The 15,901-nt window shown below is 44.2% G+C and carries 15 protein-coding genes; 3 read left to right on the top strand and 12 right to left on the bottom strand.

Annotated features, from left to right (window positions below; genetic code table 11):
• Positions 1-25: 25 nt before the first annotated feature.
• Positions 26-1,000 carry a cation:proton antiporter gene (locus ACQRD1_RS03660; protein ID WP_328282591.1) on the top strand — a complete coding sequence of 325 codons (975 nt, stop codon included), beginning with the start codon at positions 26-28 and terminating at the stop codon, positions 998-1,000.
• Between the two features lie 136 nt (positions 1,001-1,136).
• Here the strand turns inward: ACQRD1_RS03660 and ACQRD1_RS03655 are convergent, their stop codons facing one another.
• Entirely contained in the window at positions 1,137-1,937 is an 801-nt protein-coding gene (locus tag ACQRD1_RS03655) for an alpha/beta fold hydrolase (protein ID WP_235232405.1), read from the bottom strand.
• Positions 1,938-2,039: 102 nt separating this feature from the next.
• Between ACQRD1_RS03655 and ACQRD1_RS03650 the strand changes: the two genes are divergently transcribed.
• The gene (locus tag ACQRD1_RS03650) at positions 2,040-2,675 is read left to right on the top strand and encodes a 4'-phosphopantetheinyl transferase family protein (RefSeq protein WP_235232406.1); all 636 of its coding nucleotides are present in this window, start codon (positions 2,040-2,042) and stop codon (positions 2,673-2,675) included.
• Here the strand turns inward: ACQRD1_RS03650 and ACQRD1_RS03645 are convergent.
• From ACQRD1_RS03645 to ACQRD1_RS03630, 4 genes are read right to left on the bottom strand one after another with little or no spacing between them, the layout of a single operon-like run.
• A complete protein-coding gene (locus ACQRD1_RS03645; RefSeq protein WP_235232407.1) occupies positions 2,632-3,642 on the bottom strand; it encodes a phosphate acyltransferase in 1,011 nt (336 codons plus the stop codon). The genes ACQRD1_RS03650 and ACQRD1_RS03645 overlap by 44 nt on opposite strands.
• Before the next feature lie 38 nt (positions 3,643-3,680).
• Positions 3,681-4,121: a Zn-ribbon domain-containing OB-fold protein gene (locus ACQRD1_RS03640; RefSeq protein WP_235232408.1), complete on the bottom strand. Its 441-nt coding sequence runs from the start codon at positions 4,119-4,121 to the stop codon at positions 3,681-3,683.
• Positions 4,122-4,159: 38 nt separating this feature from the next.
• Positions 4,160-5,449, bottom strand: coding sequence for a thiolase family protein (locus tag ACQRD1_RS03635; RefSeq protein WP_235232409.1), 1,290 nt, complete (start codon positions 5,447-5,449; stop codon positions 4,160-4,162).
• A 10-nt stretch (positions 5,450-5,459) separates the two neighbouring features.
• Positions 5,460-5,699: an acyl carrier protein gene (locus ACQRD1_RS03630; protein WP_235232410.1), complete on the bottom strand. Its 240-nt coding sequence runs from the start codon at positions 5,697-5,699 to the stop codon at positions 5,460-5,462.
• Positions 5,700-5,913: 214 nt separating this feature from the next.
• Between ACQRD1_RS03630 and ACQRD1_RS03625 the strand changes: the two genes are divergently transcribed.
• Positions 5,914-7,458, top strand: coding sequence for a xylulokinase (locus ACQRD1_RS03625; protein WP_235232411.1), 1,545 nt, complete (start codon positions 5,914-5,916; stop codon positions 7,456-7,458).
• A 138-nt stretch (positions 7,459-7,596) separates the two neighbouring features.
• Here ACQRD1_RS03625 and ACQRD1_RS03620 read toward each other — a convergent pair whose 3' ends face one another.
• From ACQRD1_RS03620 to ACQRD1_RS03590, 7 genes are read right to left on the bottom strand one after another with little or no spacing between them, the layout of a single operon-like run.
• Positions 7,597-8,427, bottom strand: a complete 831-nt coding sequence (locus ACQRD1_RS03620) for a ThuA domain-containing protein (RefSeq protein WP_235232412.1) — start codon at positions 8,425-8,427, stop codon at positions 7,597-7,599.
• A 25-nt stretch (positions 8,428-8,452) separates the two neighbouring features.
• Entirely contained in the window at positions 8,453-9,715 is a 1,263-nt protein-coding gene (locus tag ACQRD1_RS03615; RefSeq protein ID WP_235232413.1) for an L-lactate MFS transporter, read from the bottom strand.
• Position 9,716: 1 nt separating this feature from the next.
• Positions 9,717-11,687: an FAD-dependent oxidoreductase gene (locus ACQRD1_RS03610; protein WP_235232414.1), complete on the bottom strand. Its 1,971-nt coding sequence runs from the start codon at positions 11,685-11,687 to the stop codon at positions 9,717-9,719.
• Positions 11,688-11,742: 55 nt separating this feature from the next.
• The gene (locus tag ACQRD1_RS03605) at positions 11,743-12,798 is read right to left on the bottom strand and encodes an NAD(P)-dependent oxidoreductase (RefSeq protein WP_235232415.1); all 1,056 of its coding nucleotides are present in this window, start codon (positions 12,796-12,798) and stop codon (positions 11,743-11,745) included.
• Between the two features lie 2 nt (positions 12,799-12,800).
• Positions 12,801-13,955, bottom strand: a complete 1,155-nt coding sequence (locus tag ACQRD1_RS03600; RefSeq protein ID WP_235232416.1) for an MFS transporter — start codon at positions 13,953-13,955, stop codon at positions 12,801-12,803.
• A 22-nt stretch (positions 13,956-13,977) separates the two neighbouring features.
• Positions 13,978-15,123, bottom strand: coding sequence for an iron-containing alcohol dehydrogenase family protein (locus ACQRD1_RS03595; protein ID WP_235232417.1), 1,146 nt, complete (start codon positions 15,121-15,123; stop codon positions 13,978-13,980).
• A 10-nt stretch (positions 15,124-15,133) separates the two neighbouring features.
• Positions 15,134-15,772, bottom strand: coding sequence for a class II aldolase/adducin family protein (locus tag ACQRD1_RS03590; RefSeq protein ID WP_235232418.1), 639 nt, complete (start codon positions 15,770-15,772; stop codon positions 15,134-15,136).
• Between the last annotated feature and the right edge of the window lie 129 nt (positions 15,773-15,901).

The raw sequence follows: 15,901 nt of genomic DNA, 5'->3' as shown, positions 1-15,901 counted from the left end.
CATAGAAATGACAGGAGGAATGGAAATGAACTTATCTCTCTATATATTAAGATGGATCTGCACACTGGCAGTTGCGTTTCTTGCTGGAAAATTAATTACAAAACTTCGAATGCCCTCTATCTTAGGATGGCTGATCACTGGAATGCTTCTCGGTCCAAATGCCGCCGGTCTTCTGCCACAGGAAGTCATGAATTCCGAATGGTATAAATTAATCATTACCTGGATGCAGTGCGCTTTTGGGCTGATGCTTGGAACCGAACTGATCTGGGCAAAAATCAAAGCATACGGAAAAGCATTGATTGTCACAACTCTGACACAGTCCCTCGGAACATTTGCTTTTGTCTCCTTCCTGTTTGCCATTGTATTCTCGCTCTCCGGAGTACCCGTCTATCTGGCATTTGCATTCGGAGGCATCGCCCTTGCAACAGCTCCTGCACCTGCACTTTCTATCGTACAGGAATTCCACACACACGGAGCTGTAACAGACACATTGCTTCCAATGGCAGTCCTGGATGATATCGTTGGAATTGCCGTCTTCTTCACCGTCAATTCCTTCATCGCCCGTGCGGTCTCCGGTGGTTCTGTTCCACTGTATATGATTCCAGTCATGATCTTCTTACCAATCATCATCGGAATTGCCACTGGATGGATTGCCGGACTTTTCCTGAAGAAGAATCCCGGAAAAGCAGGAACCCTGATCAGCCTTTTACTTGGCATCACCGCCACAGCTGCAATCGGCCTCTTCTGCAATACAACAGTATTTACGAATATTACTTTAAACTATATGCTGATGGGTGTATCTTTCTCTGCCGTATTCTCTAATATGATCCCAGAAAAGCAGCTTCAGAATCTGGTCGACTGGTTCCATCCGATCCTTGTTGCCCCATTCCGGAGTATCTCTGGTCTTCACCGGAATTATCTGCTCCGTCCTGGCTGTCTCCGAGCCCGAACTTGCAGTCATCGTGAAAGGAACCATCGCAGCTGCAGCCGTCATCAATGAGATTATTGCTGTGATTGCGGCAAAGAAAGGATTCGAGCTGGCAGGGGAAATCACGACTGCGTAAATATAATACTCCAGCTCCAGATCAATGCCAATATGCAATGACATTCTATTCATGAAGATATAAGTACGAACCTTAATCCGCTGTTATTTTTAAAGTTCCCAGAACACAGATTGCGAACTCCAGAGGCAGATCATACGGAAGATTGTGACCTCCCGGATATATGACAACATGCTTTTCTATCTGCTCTGCCAGACGGTATGTCTCTTGCACATATACGGTATTCCCACTTCTTTCTCCGACTGCCAGTGTAATCCTGTCTGCCTTTTCATGCATCTTCTCTAAATCAGGCTGATACTGAAGTAAGCCCGGGACTTCCTTTGTAAATGCATATTCAACATTATCCAATTCGCGAAGAGATACTTTCTCTGATTTCTTCGGACTTCTCGGATCCGGCGAACCTATATGCTCAGAAAAACGAAGCAACACCATATTGTATTTCTTTCTTTCAATCAAATGTGATGTCTCCGTTACCCAATTTCGAAATTCAATATCTTCCCTTAGCATATGCCCTATCATTGCAGGTTCATACATAATTAAGTGTCTGACTCTTTCAGGATATTCCTGCAGGAAGTACTGTCCTATGACTGCTCCTGCACTTGCCCCTGCTATCGTAACTTTCTCAATACCCAGGGCATCCAGAAGTCCCAGAATATCCTCTGCCTGATCCTCCATATGAAATTCCGGACATTCTTCACATTTACTTCTCGAATATCCTCTTCGATCATAACAGATTACCTGATAATATCGAGATAATATTTTCGCAGTCTGTTCATATAATTCTGCATCAACGATCACACCATGAATAAGTAATAACGGCTCTCCTTCCCCGTAAATTTCATAAAAAAGTTTTCCATAATCTCTTTGCAAATACATGTCAATTCACCGCCATTTCACATCTAAAAATTATACTACTATATTTTTTTCTTCCAAAGGTCTATAATACACACAGAACCAACATCCAAAGGAGGAAAACACATGCCTGCCATCTACTACTCATACTATACACCAATCTCTGATTCCATCTCTGACGTCAACAGGCAGGAACACGAACTTGGGCGAACACTTCTTATTCAAGGGATTCGAGATCTCTTTCAGATTCCTCTGACGCGCGATGAAATCAATACAATTCTAACACCAGATATCAACGGCAAACCCTATCTTCCGGATTATCCAGAAATCTGTTTCAACATCACTCACTGTAATCAACTGGTCGCATGCGCATTCCACAACAGACCAATTGGCATTGACGCTGAATGCCCTGGATATTTCCCCGAAGTTTTGATTAACCGCGCATTATCTGAAAGGGAAAAATGCTTCCTTCACTCCAACGGTGATGACATTCCCCAAAAACAGGAATGGTTTTATCGCCTATGGACATTGAAAGAAGCATATGTGAAAAAAATCGGAATTGGTGTCGATACCAACCTTACAGATTTCTCTTTTTCCTTTATTAACGATAAGGATGAATTGTCTGTCATCTGTTCAGACTCCTCCGTTTCCTGCTATCAGACGCAATTGTCACATGGACAGATTTTGTCCGTCTGCTATGAAGATAACGGAGAGCCCATTAAGCTCGTTTCTTGCTCTCAGCTGCACGAACTGCAGAGATAACGACATTTCCTTTAATCTCAGATACCGGTGCTCCTCTGGAACAATCACATACAATACTGTTAAATCCCTGGAGCATTGGTCCGTATGCATTCGCATGACCAAATTGCTGAATCAGCTTCACTGCTGTATTTCCAACATTCAGATCCGGCCAGATCAATACATTAGCTTTTCCGGCAACTTTGCTTTCACGCTTTACTTTCTTCTCTGCAACTGCAGGGACGATTGCTGCATCCAGCTGGAATTCTCCATCGATCGCCAGATCCGGACGAAGCTCATTTGCAATCTTTAACGCCTCTGTAACCTTGTCAATCAGTTCGCCCTGACCGCTGCCAAGTGTAGAATAGCAAACCATTGCACATCTTGGTTCCCATCCCAGAAGCTCCTGCACGGTATCACACGCAGAGATGGCAATACTGGCCAGCTGCTCGGCACTTGGATTCGTGCAGACTGCACTGTCACCTACCGCCAGAAGAGAACCTTCACTTCCTTCATATCCCGGAATATCAGCAAGTCCGATACTGGAAATTGTACTGATTCCCGGTTTCATGCCAATAATCATCTGACCTGCCAAAAGCACGTCACCTGTTGTATTGTCGATTCCTGCAAATGTAACATCTGCTTCGCCAACTCTCTGCATAGCCATTGCATAATACAATGGATCCTGCATACGCCTTCCAAGCGCCTTCTCTTTGAAAATGGTTCCCGGCTGTTTCACATATTCACTGATGATTTTATTCGTATACTCTTCATCATGGATATCCACAAAAGTAAATACAGATGGGTCGTATCCTCTTTCTTTGGCAAGCTTTTTCAGTTCTTCTGCATTGCCCACAAGTAACGGAATGATGTATCCTTCTTTTCCAGTCTCATAAGCTGCCTGCATCATTTTCTCATTTGCAGCCTCCGGAAATGCTACCTTCTGCGGATTTTCTTTTGCCTTCGCATAAATCTGCTCAAGTACATTCATGAGTTTTTCCTCCATACATACTATGATCACTCAACAATTTATTCTTCATCCAGTTCAAAGAACAGGGTTGTGTATCTTCCCATATCATAGAATACCGGGCGTACACGTACCGGAAGTTTTCCATCGATCTCACGGGCTTTTTTCTTATTCACACCAAGGATTACCGCATTAATTGACGGACCTTCATCCAGCTGGACTTCTCCGCAGACATACTTAAGTCCACGGTCTTCCAGCTCCAGTCTTGCATTTAAAACACCGGTAAATACAAAACTCTTTAATTCACCTTTACCTGTAAGAGTTGTCCACTCTGTTTCATGATATCCACAGCTGTTGCATGCGATATGTGGCGGGAACTCAATTGCTCCGCACTCCTTACACTTTCTTGCATATACAACACCTTCTTTTAATCCATTCCAGAATTTTTCAACAATATGTTCCGGATTCCATATTTCTTCTGCTTTCATTGTCTCAGCACTCATTGTTAAACCTCCTCATTTACGAATCCACTTTTTCCTTTTTAATAATTTCTCTTCAGAATGATTGCACGAACGTTCTGCGCACCGCCAAATCCTCTGAGGAAAGTGTATTTTGGAAGTTTCTTAACCTGACGTTCTCCGGCCTCTCCACGCATCTGTGTAACTGCCTCGAATACATCTGCCATACCGGAAGCTCCAAATGCGTGTCCGTAAGAAGTTCTGCCGCCATTTGTGTTCATAGGTTTATCACCGTCAAATGCGATTCTTCCATCAAGCACATATTTCCATCCTTCTCCCTTTGGAAGGTATCCGATTTCCTCAGCTGCAAGGAATGCAGAAGATCCGATAAAGTCATTTACATATAAAAGATCCATATCATCAGCAGTAAGTCCTGTCTGTTCAAACACCTGGCGTGCAGCTTCGGCAGTTGCTTTCTTCTCAAGATGCGGAACGATTGCGTCTAATACAGATGCACCCACACCAAGCACTTCGATTGGCTTGTCTGTAAATTTGTGTGCGATCTCTGTCGGAACTACGATACATGCTGCTGCCCCGTCAGCTACGCAGGAGTCACTTGCTGTTCTTAAGTACTGTGTCATCTTCGGATTATGGCTGGATTTCATGTATTCCCATACATCATCATATCCTGCTTCTTTTGCCATCTCTTCAAATGGTGTACGGCGAATTGCACGCGGGCAAAGTGTTGCTGCACGGCGGAAATGATATGCCTGATGTGCCAGAACATCATCAATCTGATCCGGTGTCAGTCCGTTTTCTTTTGCATAGTAGTTAATCCAATCATCATGATTCATACCCGGGCCACCGCCAAGATATCGTCCGTATGCACGGTCAAAAATAGAATCCAGATCCGGGAATAATACTTCGGAAGTCAACGGTACACGCATGTGGTCCGGAGTATTGCCGTCCGGCATACCTGTTCCCTGTTCACTACATCCGGTAAGAACAATATCATAAGCACCGCTGGCAACCGCAAATACTGCTTCCTCCAGCGCAATATAACCGGTACAGCATCCTTCTGAGTGAGAGAGAGAACCTTTTCCTCTCATACCAAACCAGTCTGCTACCTGAAGGTTCGGAGTAATACAGTTATTCAGGACATGTGGGTTTGCAGATCCATGGAAGAAATACTGTACGTCCCTTGGCTCGATTCCTGCATCCTTCATTGCGTCCAGTGCTGCATATCCAAAAAGCTCACCATTTGTAAGACCTTTGTAAGTCTCGTTTTGTACTCCATTGAAGAAAGGTGTTGCACCAATTCCAACGATGGAAACACTTCTCATATTTTTTCCAAGTTTTACGTTGTGTAACATGTTGTCCTCCTTACATCTCATCCATTACAAAATCAACAAGATCTCCGATTGTCTCGAATTTTCCAAATCTTGCAACCGGAATCATTACATCAAAGTCATTCTCAATAGAAGCACTCATTGCTACACGCTGGGAAGATGCAACTCCAAGCTCTTCCGCAATGTTTGTGTTCTCATTAATTGCTGCAGCATCTTTATTAAAAGCCATAGCTGCAAATTCGATAATCTTTGCCATAAGTTCCTCTCTGTTCATTATTTGTCCTCCTTGTCCTTATACATGAAATATTAAAATAATGCTCCTGTTTAAAACAGAACACCTTATTCTCCTGTTGTCACCGTTAGTATAAATTTTCTCCCGCATATTCACAATTCTTTTATTTCCGCTTTATAACGGCAAATCTGATTTTGAGCAGCCTGTTCTACTTTGCTACTATATGATTCAAAGAAGTATTACGGAGGAAAAGAATATGAATATTGCAGATAATTATCTCCTTGGTATGGATTTGGGGACAACCAATGTGAAAGCAATGATCATGGATGAATACGGCAATGTAGCCGCATCAGCATCGAGAGCCAACACCCTTATCGTTCCCGAACCTAACAATGCCGAACAGGATTCCAATCTCTGGTGGAAAAATACAGTTGAGATCCTTCAGGAAGTGACTCAAAAATCCGGAAGTGAAATTGTAAAGCGAATTCGAGGCATATCCGTCAGTTCTCAGACAGTCACCATGCTTCCTGTAGATGCAGAAGGTACTCCCCTTAGAAATGCCATCATCTGGATGGATGGACGTTCCGGCAAACAGTTGGAATATATTATTGACCGGATTGGTTTTGACCGATACGTATCTATTATAGGCGGGCAGCCTGACACGGGATTTCTTCCAAATAAAATATTGTGGTATAAAGAAAATGAACCGGAACTTTTTGCAAAAACTTATAAGATATTGCAGGCAAGTTCCTATATCAATTATAAACTGACCGGCAAAATGACAATGGATATCGACCAGGCCGGTAAATCCCAGTGTCTGGATATGACTAGCTTACAATGGTCTGAAGAGATCAGCCGTGTAATCGGAGCCGATTTGAACCGGCTTCTTCCGAAGCCCCGGCAGATTAATGAAATCATTGGCACGGTAACCGAAGAAGCAGCAAAAGAAACCGGACTGGTAAGTGGTATTCCGGTTGTAGCCGGAGCAAGTGACGCAATTGCATCTATGTATGCGATTGGATTAAGCCGGATTGGAGATGCCGGAGAGTCCTCAGGAACCTCTTCCCTCGTCTTTGCCGGAAGTATGCACCAAACACCCACCACGCTTCCACTGGTCGCAAAACCAGGCTCCATTGTTGGAATGCCTTTTATTTTCGATGCACCGATCAGTGCCAGTGGCGCATCTCTGAAGTGGTATCTGGATACGCTTGGACAACCGGAAAAAGAATATGCCGAATCGAACAACATCAGCGTATTCGAACACCTGAACCGCCTTGCAGCAGATGTGATTCCGGGAAGCAACGGATTAATCTTCTTCCCGTACCTTTACGGAGAAAGGGCTCCGCTTTGGAATTCTCATGCAAAGGGTATGTTCATCGGAATCTCCCGTGACACCACCCGCGAAGAAATAATTCGTTCCATTTTCGAAGGAACTGCATTTGCATTACGCCATGTCATGGAGACAATTAAGGATGCCGGTGGACAGGCAACTTCTCTTCGCATTACCGGCGGTGGTGCAAAGAGCCGCACCTGGTCACAGATTAAAGCCTCCATGCTTCGCATGCCGATTTACATTCTGGATGAGAGATCCGGAGATGTGCCTTTCGGAGATGCTCTGATCGCCGGTAATGCCGTAGGCGTATTCCCGGACCTGACAGAAGCAATGTCCAGACTGATTCAGGTAAAAGAAGTGATTGAACCCAATGAAGAGTGGGCTGAGGTATATGATAAAATGTATCCTTTCTACATCAGCATGTATAAAAATCTGGACGCTGACCTGAGAAATTTCCAAAATATATAGTATCCCTCTTTTTCAGAAGCGCTGTTCCTTAGATTATTAATCCTCTAAGGAACAGTGCTTCCGTTTTCCGGTATACAATAAAAAACAGACGCAAATGAACTTTGCGTCTGCTGCGATTTATTTTAGTTATAATATTCCTTAATAGTATGGGAATAACTTCAGACGATTATCACCGCTGCGGTTCGGCCTGCCCAGTGTAACTTCCCCGGATGCAGCCCATTCAGCTCCACGGACAAGCATCGTGATGAAATTGAACCGATCCAGTGCTTCCCAATGTCCGATAGAAGTAACGAACACACGACCTTCCCCATATTGATTGGTCCAGATTACCGGTGTGTACTGATTCACTCCCTCCATCTTATTCAGATCACCGTCCGGAATATCTACCGGATGATGTGCCGGAGGAAATCCGGGCACTTTATAATTTTCCACATCATCGTAAATAGAACAAAGCACGTGTACATTGGCCTCCGGATGAATAATTACCTGTGTGAACAAGTCATCAAATACATTCATCCATTTTTTGTCAATATCCTTTGTAATCGGATGATTTTCATCCATAACCTCAACAAAATGATCATCTTTCGGGCAACGGCGGCATCCTTTATCCATTGCACAATATCCGCCCAAAAGTTTTCTCCATTCATCCGGCCAATCCGGATCAACCCAGATACTGGAATGATAGAAGATGATTCCCTTTCCCTTTGCAACAAAATCGTAAACTGCAGCTTCTGTCTGCTCACCGAAGCGGCGTGCATGCTCTGTCGGCCATGTTTTTCCGTCATAGTTAATCAGAATCGCATCATACGGTTCAAGAAATTCCGGAGTAATGTTGCGGAATTCTTCCACAATCACTACATTAAAACGTCCGGTTGCCTCTAGCAGATCACGAAGCTTTTCCTTCATAACGCGTCCCTGATGTTCCGCGGTCACTAACCCTGTCACCAGAAGTATATTTAACTTATCCATCTTTTTTCTCCTTTCTGTATTGTGTTCAGACTTCCCGTCTGATACTCATTTTTCTATATAATAGTGATAACAGAATTCCCAGTACAGCCAGCCCCATTGCAAATAAAAAGGCCGGACTGTAACTGTTCATTCTTTCATGGAGGGCACTCATAATCGTAGGTCCAAGATAACCTGCAAATGCAAATCCAATAAACATGATTCCATAATTTACACTATTGTTCTTAGCACCGAACTGGTCAGCTGTAAATCCCGGGAACACGCCCATAAATGCACCGAAGCATAAACCTACAACTGAAACGCCGGCATAATATTTTACTACGTCTCCTTCTCCTGCACTGTAGAGCAGGAACAATCCTGCCATTGCAGCAATCAACATAATCGTCAGTGTCTGAATCCTTCCGATTTTATCCGAAAGATATCCTGCTGCCACACGTCCTGCAGCATTGAATAACGCCAGCACGGAAACTGCCGTTGTAGCAGCAGTAACCGACATACCGATCATCTCCTGGGCAATCGGAGATGCCTGAGAGATTGTCATAAGCCCAAATACCGCTCCGCAGGTGAGCATCAGAATCATAATATAAAACACCGGGTCTGCCAGCATTTCTTTCCATTCCTTGTCTCTTACCTGTTTTTCGGCAGCTTTTCCACTTGAAACTTCCGGCTGATATCCGACCGGAACAAAATCTTCCGGGCACTTTTCAATCAGAAAAGCCCCGCCACAGATAACGATAATAAAAGCAACTCCCAGAATTTTAAATGTACTCATGACTCCAACTCTACGAATCAGTGCATTGGCCACAGGCGGGATCAGCACAGAACTGATTCCATAGGAAGCCGTTGCGATTCCTCCGATCAAACCACGTTTATCCGGAAAAAATTTCACAGAATTGCTGATGGTGCATCCGTACACCAACCCCATTGCCAGTCCGCATCCAAGACCATATCCAATCATCAGCATCGGAAGACCGGATGCCATCCCCGAGAGAATCATTCCTGCACCAAACAGGAGTCCTCCCGCAAATATGACCCACTTCGGTCCCAGTCTGTCATTGGTAAATCCACCGGAGATAAGTGTAACCGGACCAACTGAATTTGCAATTGTAAATACGATTGCCAGATTGGATGTATTTAAATTTGTTCCTGTAGCAGAGCTAATATGCTCTGCCACAGGAACAGCAAATACACTCCAGGCATATAAAGAACCAATACACAGATTAATCAAGCAGCTGGCGAGCAGGATGAACCATCGCTTTTTTGTCAGTTTTATCTGTCTTTTCTGATTCATATTACAACCTCATTGCTGCGTAGTAAGCTTCATTTGTTGCGTGATAGATCTGTCCGACGTTCTTGCAGTCTCCTATAATATAGTACTCATCAACCTTATCACACAAAGCATCTACCTTGTCATACGGAGCTCTGAATCCAAGAGCACATACAACAGAATCTGCCTCAACAATAAACTCCTCGCCATCTTTCTCACAGAGAACTCCTGTCGGAATGATCTCTTTTACTTTTGTATTTACATAGCATGTTGCTGATTTTTCAATCTCAGGCATAAGTCCTCCTCTATAGAAGGAATTTACTTCCTCGGCAACCTTACTCTTCATCTCGATGATAGCGCATTCTTTTCCTTCATGATGGAAAGATACTGCTGCCTCGCCTCCAACGAGACCTCCACCCATGATGGCAACTTTTCTTCCCAGTTTTTCCGGATGAAGCTCCGCGTCAATCGCCATAATAACATGTGGAAGATCCATGCCTTTGATCGGCGGACGAAGTTCATTGGAACCGATTGCAACAAATAATGCATCCGGATTGAAGCATTCTACATACTCAGGTGTCACTTCTGTATTCAGAACTACCTTCACACCTGCTTCTTCCACTCTCTTCACCATAACTTTACACAGTTTGATAATATCTTCTTTGAAATATGGTGCTCCTGCCGGGTAAAGATTACCGCCCAGTTTATCATTCTTTTCTACCAGAGTAACATCATGACCTCTGTTTGCCGCAGTGATGGCTGCTTCCATACCTGCAGGACCTCCTCCTGCGATCAGGACTTTCTTCAGACGTTCCGGTGCTGCTGTTCTGTTCTTTTCCGGAAGCTGCTGTCCCATGGTCGGGTTAACAGTACATTTTACCGTCTCACTCTTAGAAGTCTCTCCGAAGCATTCATAACATCTTAAGCAAGGTGTAATATCATCCGCATTGCCTTCCAGGGCTTTCTTTGCCAGATACGGATCTGCCAGAAGTGCTCTTCCGATCTCCACAATATCTGCCTGTCCTGTTGCGATGATTTCTTCCATCTGTGCCGGGTCATTTAAAGAGCCAACACAGGCAACCGGTTTGCTTACATGCTTTTTGATTTCTGCAGCCAGGTATACATTGACACCTCTCTTATAGAATGCAGACGGATGAGTACGGCAGAACATATCCGGATCTTCATGATTTCCACAGGATACGTTATAAAGGTCTACTTTATTCTCTACCATCTGTGCAACCTTCACGCAATCTTCCATACCCAGGCCGATTTCCGTCAGATCATCACCGGAGATACGGATCTCAATCGGGAATCTCGGTCCGACTCCCTCTCTGACTGCATCCAGTGCCATCATAAGGAATCTTGCGCGGTTCTCTAATGAACCACCGAATTCGTCTGTTCTCTGATTCATAACCGGTGACAGGAACTGAGAAAACAGCCATCCATGTGCCGCGTGTACCTGTACCATATCGAACCCGCAGTCTTTACACAGTTTTGCACCTTTTCTATAAGAATCAATGATTTCAAAGATCAGTTCTCTCGGCATCTCCTGCACCTCTCCTGCAGGTGTCATCTCGTGGCTTGGTCCATATGCCACCTCACAACCATCCTGATCTCCGCCTACGCTGACCAGTCCGCCGTATTTTCCACCGTGGGACAGCTGAATATTCGAATATGCCCCTGCATTATGAATGGCACGTGCGGCCTCCGCCATTCCCTGTTTAACACCAAAGGAATCCAGCTGAAGCTGTTTGTTATGTGATTTTCCTGTAGATGAATGTACAATGGATTCTCCATATGTTACGACTGCCACCCCGCCTTTTGCCTTTTCTTCCAGATAAGTAATCATTTCCGGTGTAAAATGACCTTCCGTTGTAATCATGCTCGGGCTAGTCGGAGCGGCAATAATACGGTTCTTCAAACGAATGTTCCCGATTCTGATCGGGGAAAAAAGATGTGGATATTTTTCTTTTCCTTTACAACATTTTGCTCCCATAAACTTTCTCCTTTTGAAAATGGGCTGTTCAGACAGCCCACTGATTATGCATCTATTATTTTCTTACCTTCCAGATATATTTTCTTGGTTCACCTTTCAGATAAGCGGTTACTTCCTCTCCCATCATGGTTCCGGACCAGTTATCTACATCTGTAGTGAGTCCTGCCATATGTGGTGTACATACCACATTTCTCATGGATAAAAGCGGATGATTGGCCGGTACCGGTTCTTTCCAGTACACATCGATTGCAGCCCCTGCAATGGTCTTATTCATAAGTGCTTCTACAAAATCTTTCTGATCAATGACTGCTGCACGTGCAGTATTGATTACATATGCAGTCGGTTTCATTTTGGAGAACCAGTCCTTATTGACGATACCCTTTGTAGATGGAAGAACCGGAAGGTGAATACTGATCATGTCACTCTCTGCAAGCATGGTATCAAGGTCAACTGCTTTTGCTCCGTCAGACTCAATTCTTTCTGCAGGCATATATGGATCGTATGCAAGAATCTCCATTCCAAATGCCATCGCCCTTACTGCAACCTCTCGTCCGATTGCACCATATCCTGCGATACCCAGTTTCTTTCCATACAATTCAAAACCAATGCCGTAGTCTACAAATGGATGGTTCTCGTCTAACGGACCAAATGTTACATTCTTTACATCCGGTACATCATAGATATCTTCCATAGGCTCACCCACATGCTCCCCCTTAGAAAGACCTGTACAGCTCAGTGTCAGATTTCTTGCTGCTGCGATCATCAGACCAATGTTGAACTCTGCTACTGCAACACGGTTTCTTCCCGGTGTGTAGGATAACTCCAGACCGGCTTCACTGATTGCATCGTAATCAACAGTTGCCGGTGTACCTTTTGCCACACCCATGAACTTCATACCGGACTCGGCCCATGCCTTAATCGTATCTGCACCTGCATACTCATCCCCGAGTACTACCAGCTCATGTCCCATACATTCTTCTTTTGTCATCTCTTCTGTAACATTACCTTTTCCGTGCTTTAACTCCCCACAGATTGTAATATCACACTGTTCCTTAATAAACTCCATCTGTTTTTCCGGAATTGGAGTACAAAGTGCTAATTTCTTTTTCATCTCTACTTTTCCTTTCTTGCTTTCATGATAAATGTAAATACTGCAACCACCGTCATTCCAACTGCGGAAATCAGATATACATTCGTTGTTGTGATATCTCCAAAAACAATCTTTGAAACCGTATTCAGGACAGTCGGAGAAACGAGCTGTCCAAAACACATTGCGCATGTAAAACATGCGGATGCCATCGCGGTTGCCACCGGCTTTACAGCTCCTGCAACATCTACCATTGCCTGTGGAATGAACATTCCCTGAGAGAAGCCACAGAAAACCGCACCAATCAAAAGCATCACAAAATTAGACGGGAACAGAACCAGCAGCAAAGCACCTGCGCTGAAACTCAGCATTGCAACCGGAAGTGTATATTTCTTTGTCACCTTCGTGATCATTCCAAGAATCAGTCCCACCACAATCTGGGAACCGGAGAAGATACCGGTCAGATTTCCTGATGCCGCGGTATCTCCCGCAAGGCTTCCACTTAAGTGCATTGCAATATTCGTTGTAAAAGTAATCAAAAATAAAAATTCAATCATTCCCAGCGCAGATATTTTGAATACTTCTTTGTTAAGCCTAATCTTTTCCGTACTGCTTACTTTCGCTTTTCCGGTATCCGGGAGGCAGAATGAAATCAATAGCATAGAAATAAATCCAATCACATTAATCAGGTATGCATTTCGGAAACCGCCTGCTCCCAGCATTCCGCCTACGGTCGTTACCACAACCATGCCTGCTCCCACACTGGCAGCCTGAATTCCCATAACAGATACTCTCTCGTCTCCTTCAAAGAATTCTGCCACCACTGCCGTATTTAAAGCCGTTGCCAGTCCCAGTCCCACTCCGTAAAATGTCCGCGCAAAGAACAGGAGTCCAAAACTATCCGACAGGAACGGGAGGAAACCGGTGACGCCAGCCACAAGACTTCCAAAGATAAGCAGTTTCTTCTTACTGATCTTTACGACCAGCCATCCTGACAATACCGCGACGATCATAGACATCAGTGCGGGTGCCGTAATCAGCATCTGTATCAGACTGATATTTACATCCGGGTAATTTTCCTGTATCTGCCCCAGTACCGGTGAGACACAGTACTGTAATCCCTGAATGAATGAAATTGCCACGATTGAAATAATTATTTTAATCTTCTTTCCTTTACTCACTTTGCTGTTGTCCCTTCTATCACTAAAATGCCTTTTCCAGAATGGAAAGAATATCTTCTTTTGTAATGTTCTGACGTGGATTAAATCCCAACACAGGCTCTTTTAATACATCCTCGGCCAGCATATCGAAGTCTTTCTTTTCAATTCCCTGCTCTGACAGGGTCTTGATTCCAAGTTCTGCAGTCAGATTCTTCAACTCTTTTGCAAGCAGAAGCTTATCCTCATCCAGGTTACCGCTTACCGGAAGATTGATTGCTCTTGCCAGATCAACCATTTTTTCCGGACAACTGTCTGCATTATATTCCATAACATATGGAAGCACGGTTGCATTTGCCATACCGTGTGCAAGACCAAAATGTGCACTCAATGTATGAGCGATTCCGTGTACCAGTCCCAGGTTCGCATTGGAGAAACCAAACCCTGTGATAATACAGCCAAGCATCATCTGTTCTCTTGCGTCCATATCAGAACCGTCTTTTACAACTTTTGCCAGATTTTTATGAAGAATCTCCAGCCCTTTCAGAGAATTGTACTCCGTCAGCGGAGTCGCCATGTTGGAAATATAGCTCTCTACCGCATGTGTAATTGCATCCATACCTGTTGCTGCAGTAACACCTGCCGGAACGGTTCTTGTAAAATCCGGGTCAGCGATAACGTCTGAAGCCACAATATTATTGTCAATTACAACATATTTAATCACTTTCTCTGTATCGATCAGTGCACTTACATTGGTAATCTCACTGGAAGTTCCTGCCGTCGTAGGAATAGCGATCAATGGAAGACATGGGTTTTTCACCATTCCCATTCCACCATATTCACCGATAGTTCCGGGATTTGTCATCAGAACATTGATTGCTTTGGCCAGGTCAATACTGCTTCCGCCTCCTGCTGCCACAAAACCGTCAACCTGTGCTTCTTTTGCAATCGCTGCTGCCTCTTCCACCACTTCATTGGTAGGATTCGGAATGACTCCGTCAAAGATGGTAGCTTTCACACCGGCTTTTTCCACCTGTTCCATCACTTTCTCTGCGATGCCGGCTGCCTTTACTCCCTGATCATAGACAACCATGATATTTTTCAAGCCATATCCTGCAAGAATCTCCGGAAGTTTCTCTACGGCACCTCTTCCGAACGTTATATTGCTTTTTACAAAAAAGTTAAAACTCATACCGCTCCTCCTATACTGCCTGGTCTGCTGCGATCAACTCTTTCATTTTCCTAACTGCTTCTTCTGGCATTGGCTGGAACACACCTGCGATCTTAGCGTAGTATGCGGTCTGAGCCATTTCCTCTGTGTAAATCGTAGCTGACATAGCTGCTTTCATATCTTTCCCGCAGCAGAACATTCCGTGATTCTTGATCAACACTGCTCTTCCTTCTGCTCCAAGAGCTTCTACCACTTTTTCTGCCACATCATCGCTTCCCGGCATTGTAAACGGAACGATTCCAACCGGTACGAACTCTGCCTGCGGAGGAGTCGTTGGAAGGAGTTCTCCACTCATGGCTGCGATCGTTGCAAACATACCGTGTGTATGTACCGTCGCTCTGATGTCTTTTCTTGCTCTCATAGCTGCCGTATGCATCGGAACTTCTGATGAAGGTTTGAACGGTCCGTCCAGCCATTTACCGTTCAGATCTACGATCGCAATCTGGTCCGCTGTCATTCCTTTGTATGGAATTCCGCTTGGTGTGATCGCTACTACATCCTCTTTATCATCTCTCATGGCAATATTTCCTGATGTGCCGTGAATTAATCCCATATCAACTGCGTCCAAAATTGCATCTAAAACTATTTTTCTGGTATTTTCGTATTTCATCTTTCATGACCTCCTGTTTTTTATATCTATATATTAATCTCCAGACCCTTCTGTCTCAAATTGGGTTTTTCCTCTTTAAAACGGCAATGCTTTTTGATAATATATATCTATACTTTTCAAGAAAGGATT

Source organism: Bariatricus sp. SGI.019, assembly GCF_050315235.1.
In the GTDB taxonomy this organism is placed as follows: Bacteria; Bacillota; Clostridia; order Lachnospirales; family Lachnospiraceae; genus JAFBIX01.
The sequence above is the reverse complement of the archived record's forward strand: the minus strand, read 5'-3'. Positions and strand labels throughout refer to the sequence as shown.

Coding starts and splice junctions, on each gene's coding strand:
- ACQRD1_RS03655 (WP_235232405.1), bottom strand. CDS start 1,937: ATGTATTTGCAAAGAGATTATGGAAAACTTTTTTATGAAATTTACGGG.
- ACQRD1_RS03595 (WP_235232417.1), bottom strand. CDS start 15,123: ATGAGTTTTAACTTTTTTGTAAAAAGCAATATAACGTTCGGAAGAGGT.
- ACQRD1_RS03635 (WP_235232409.1), bottom strand. CDS start 5,449: ATGTTACACAACGTAAAACTTGGAAAAAATATGAGAAGTGTTTCCATC.
- ACQRD1_RS03605 (WP_235232415.1), bottom strand. CDS start 12,798: ATGAAAAAGAAATTAGCACTTTGTACTCCAATTCCGGAAAAACAGATG.
- ACQRD1_RS03645 (WP_235232407.1), bottom strand. CDS start 3,642: ATGAATGTACTTGAGCAGATTTATGCGAAGGCAAAAGAAAATCCGCAG.
- ACQRD1_RS03640 (WP_235232408.1), bottom strand. CDS start 4,121: ATGAGTGCTGAGACAATGAAAGCAGAAGAAATATGGAATCCGGAACAT.
- ACQRD1_RS03620 (WP_235232412.1), bottom strand. CDS start 8,427: ATGGATAAGTTAAATATACTTCTGGTGACAGGGTTAGTGACCGCGGAA.
- ACQRD1_RS03660 (WP_328282591.1), top strand. CDS start 26: ATGAACTTATCTCTCTATATATTAAGATGGATCTGCACACTGGCAGTT.
- ACQRD1_RS03625 (WP_235232411.1), top strand. CDS start 5,914: ATGAATATTGCAGATAATTATCTCCTTGGTATGGATTTGGGGACAACC.
- ACQRD1_RS03610 (WP_235232414.1), bottom strand. CDS start 11,687: ATGGGAGCAAAATGTTGTAAAGGAAAAGAAAAATATCCACATCTTTTT.
- ACQRD1_RS03650 (WP_235232406.1), top strand. CDS start 2,040: ATGCCTGCCATCTACTACTCATACTATACACCAATCTCTGATTCCATC.
- ACQRD1_RS03615 (WP_235232413.1), bottom strand. CDS start 9,715: ATGAATCAGAAAAGACAGATAAAACTGACAAAAAAGCGATGGTTCATC.
- ACQRD1_RS03630 (WP_235232410.1), bottom strand. CDS start 5,699: ATGAACAGAGAGGAACTTATGGCAAAGATTATCGAATTTGCAGCTATG.
- ACQRD1_RS03590 (WP_235232418.1), bottom strand. CDS start 15,772: ATGAAATACGAAAATACCAGAAAAATAGTTTTAGATGCAATTTTGGAC.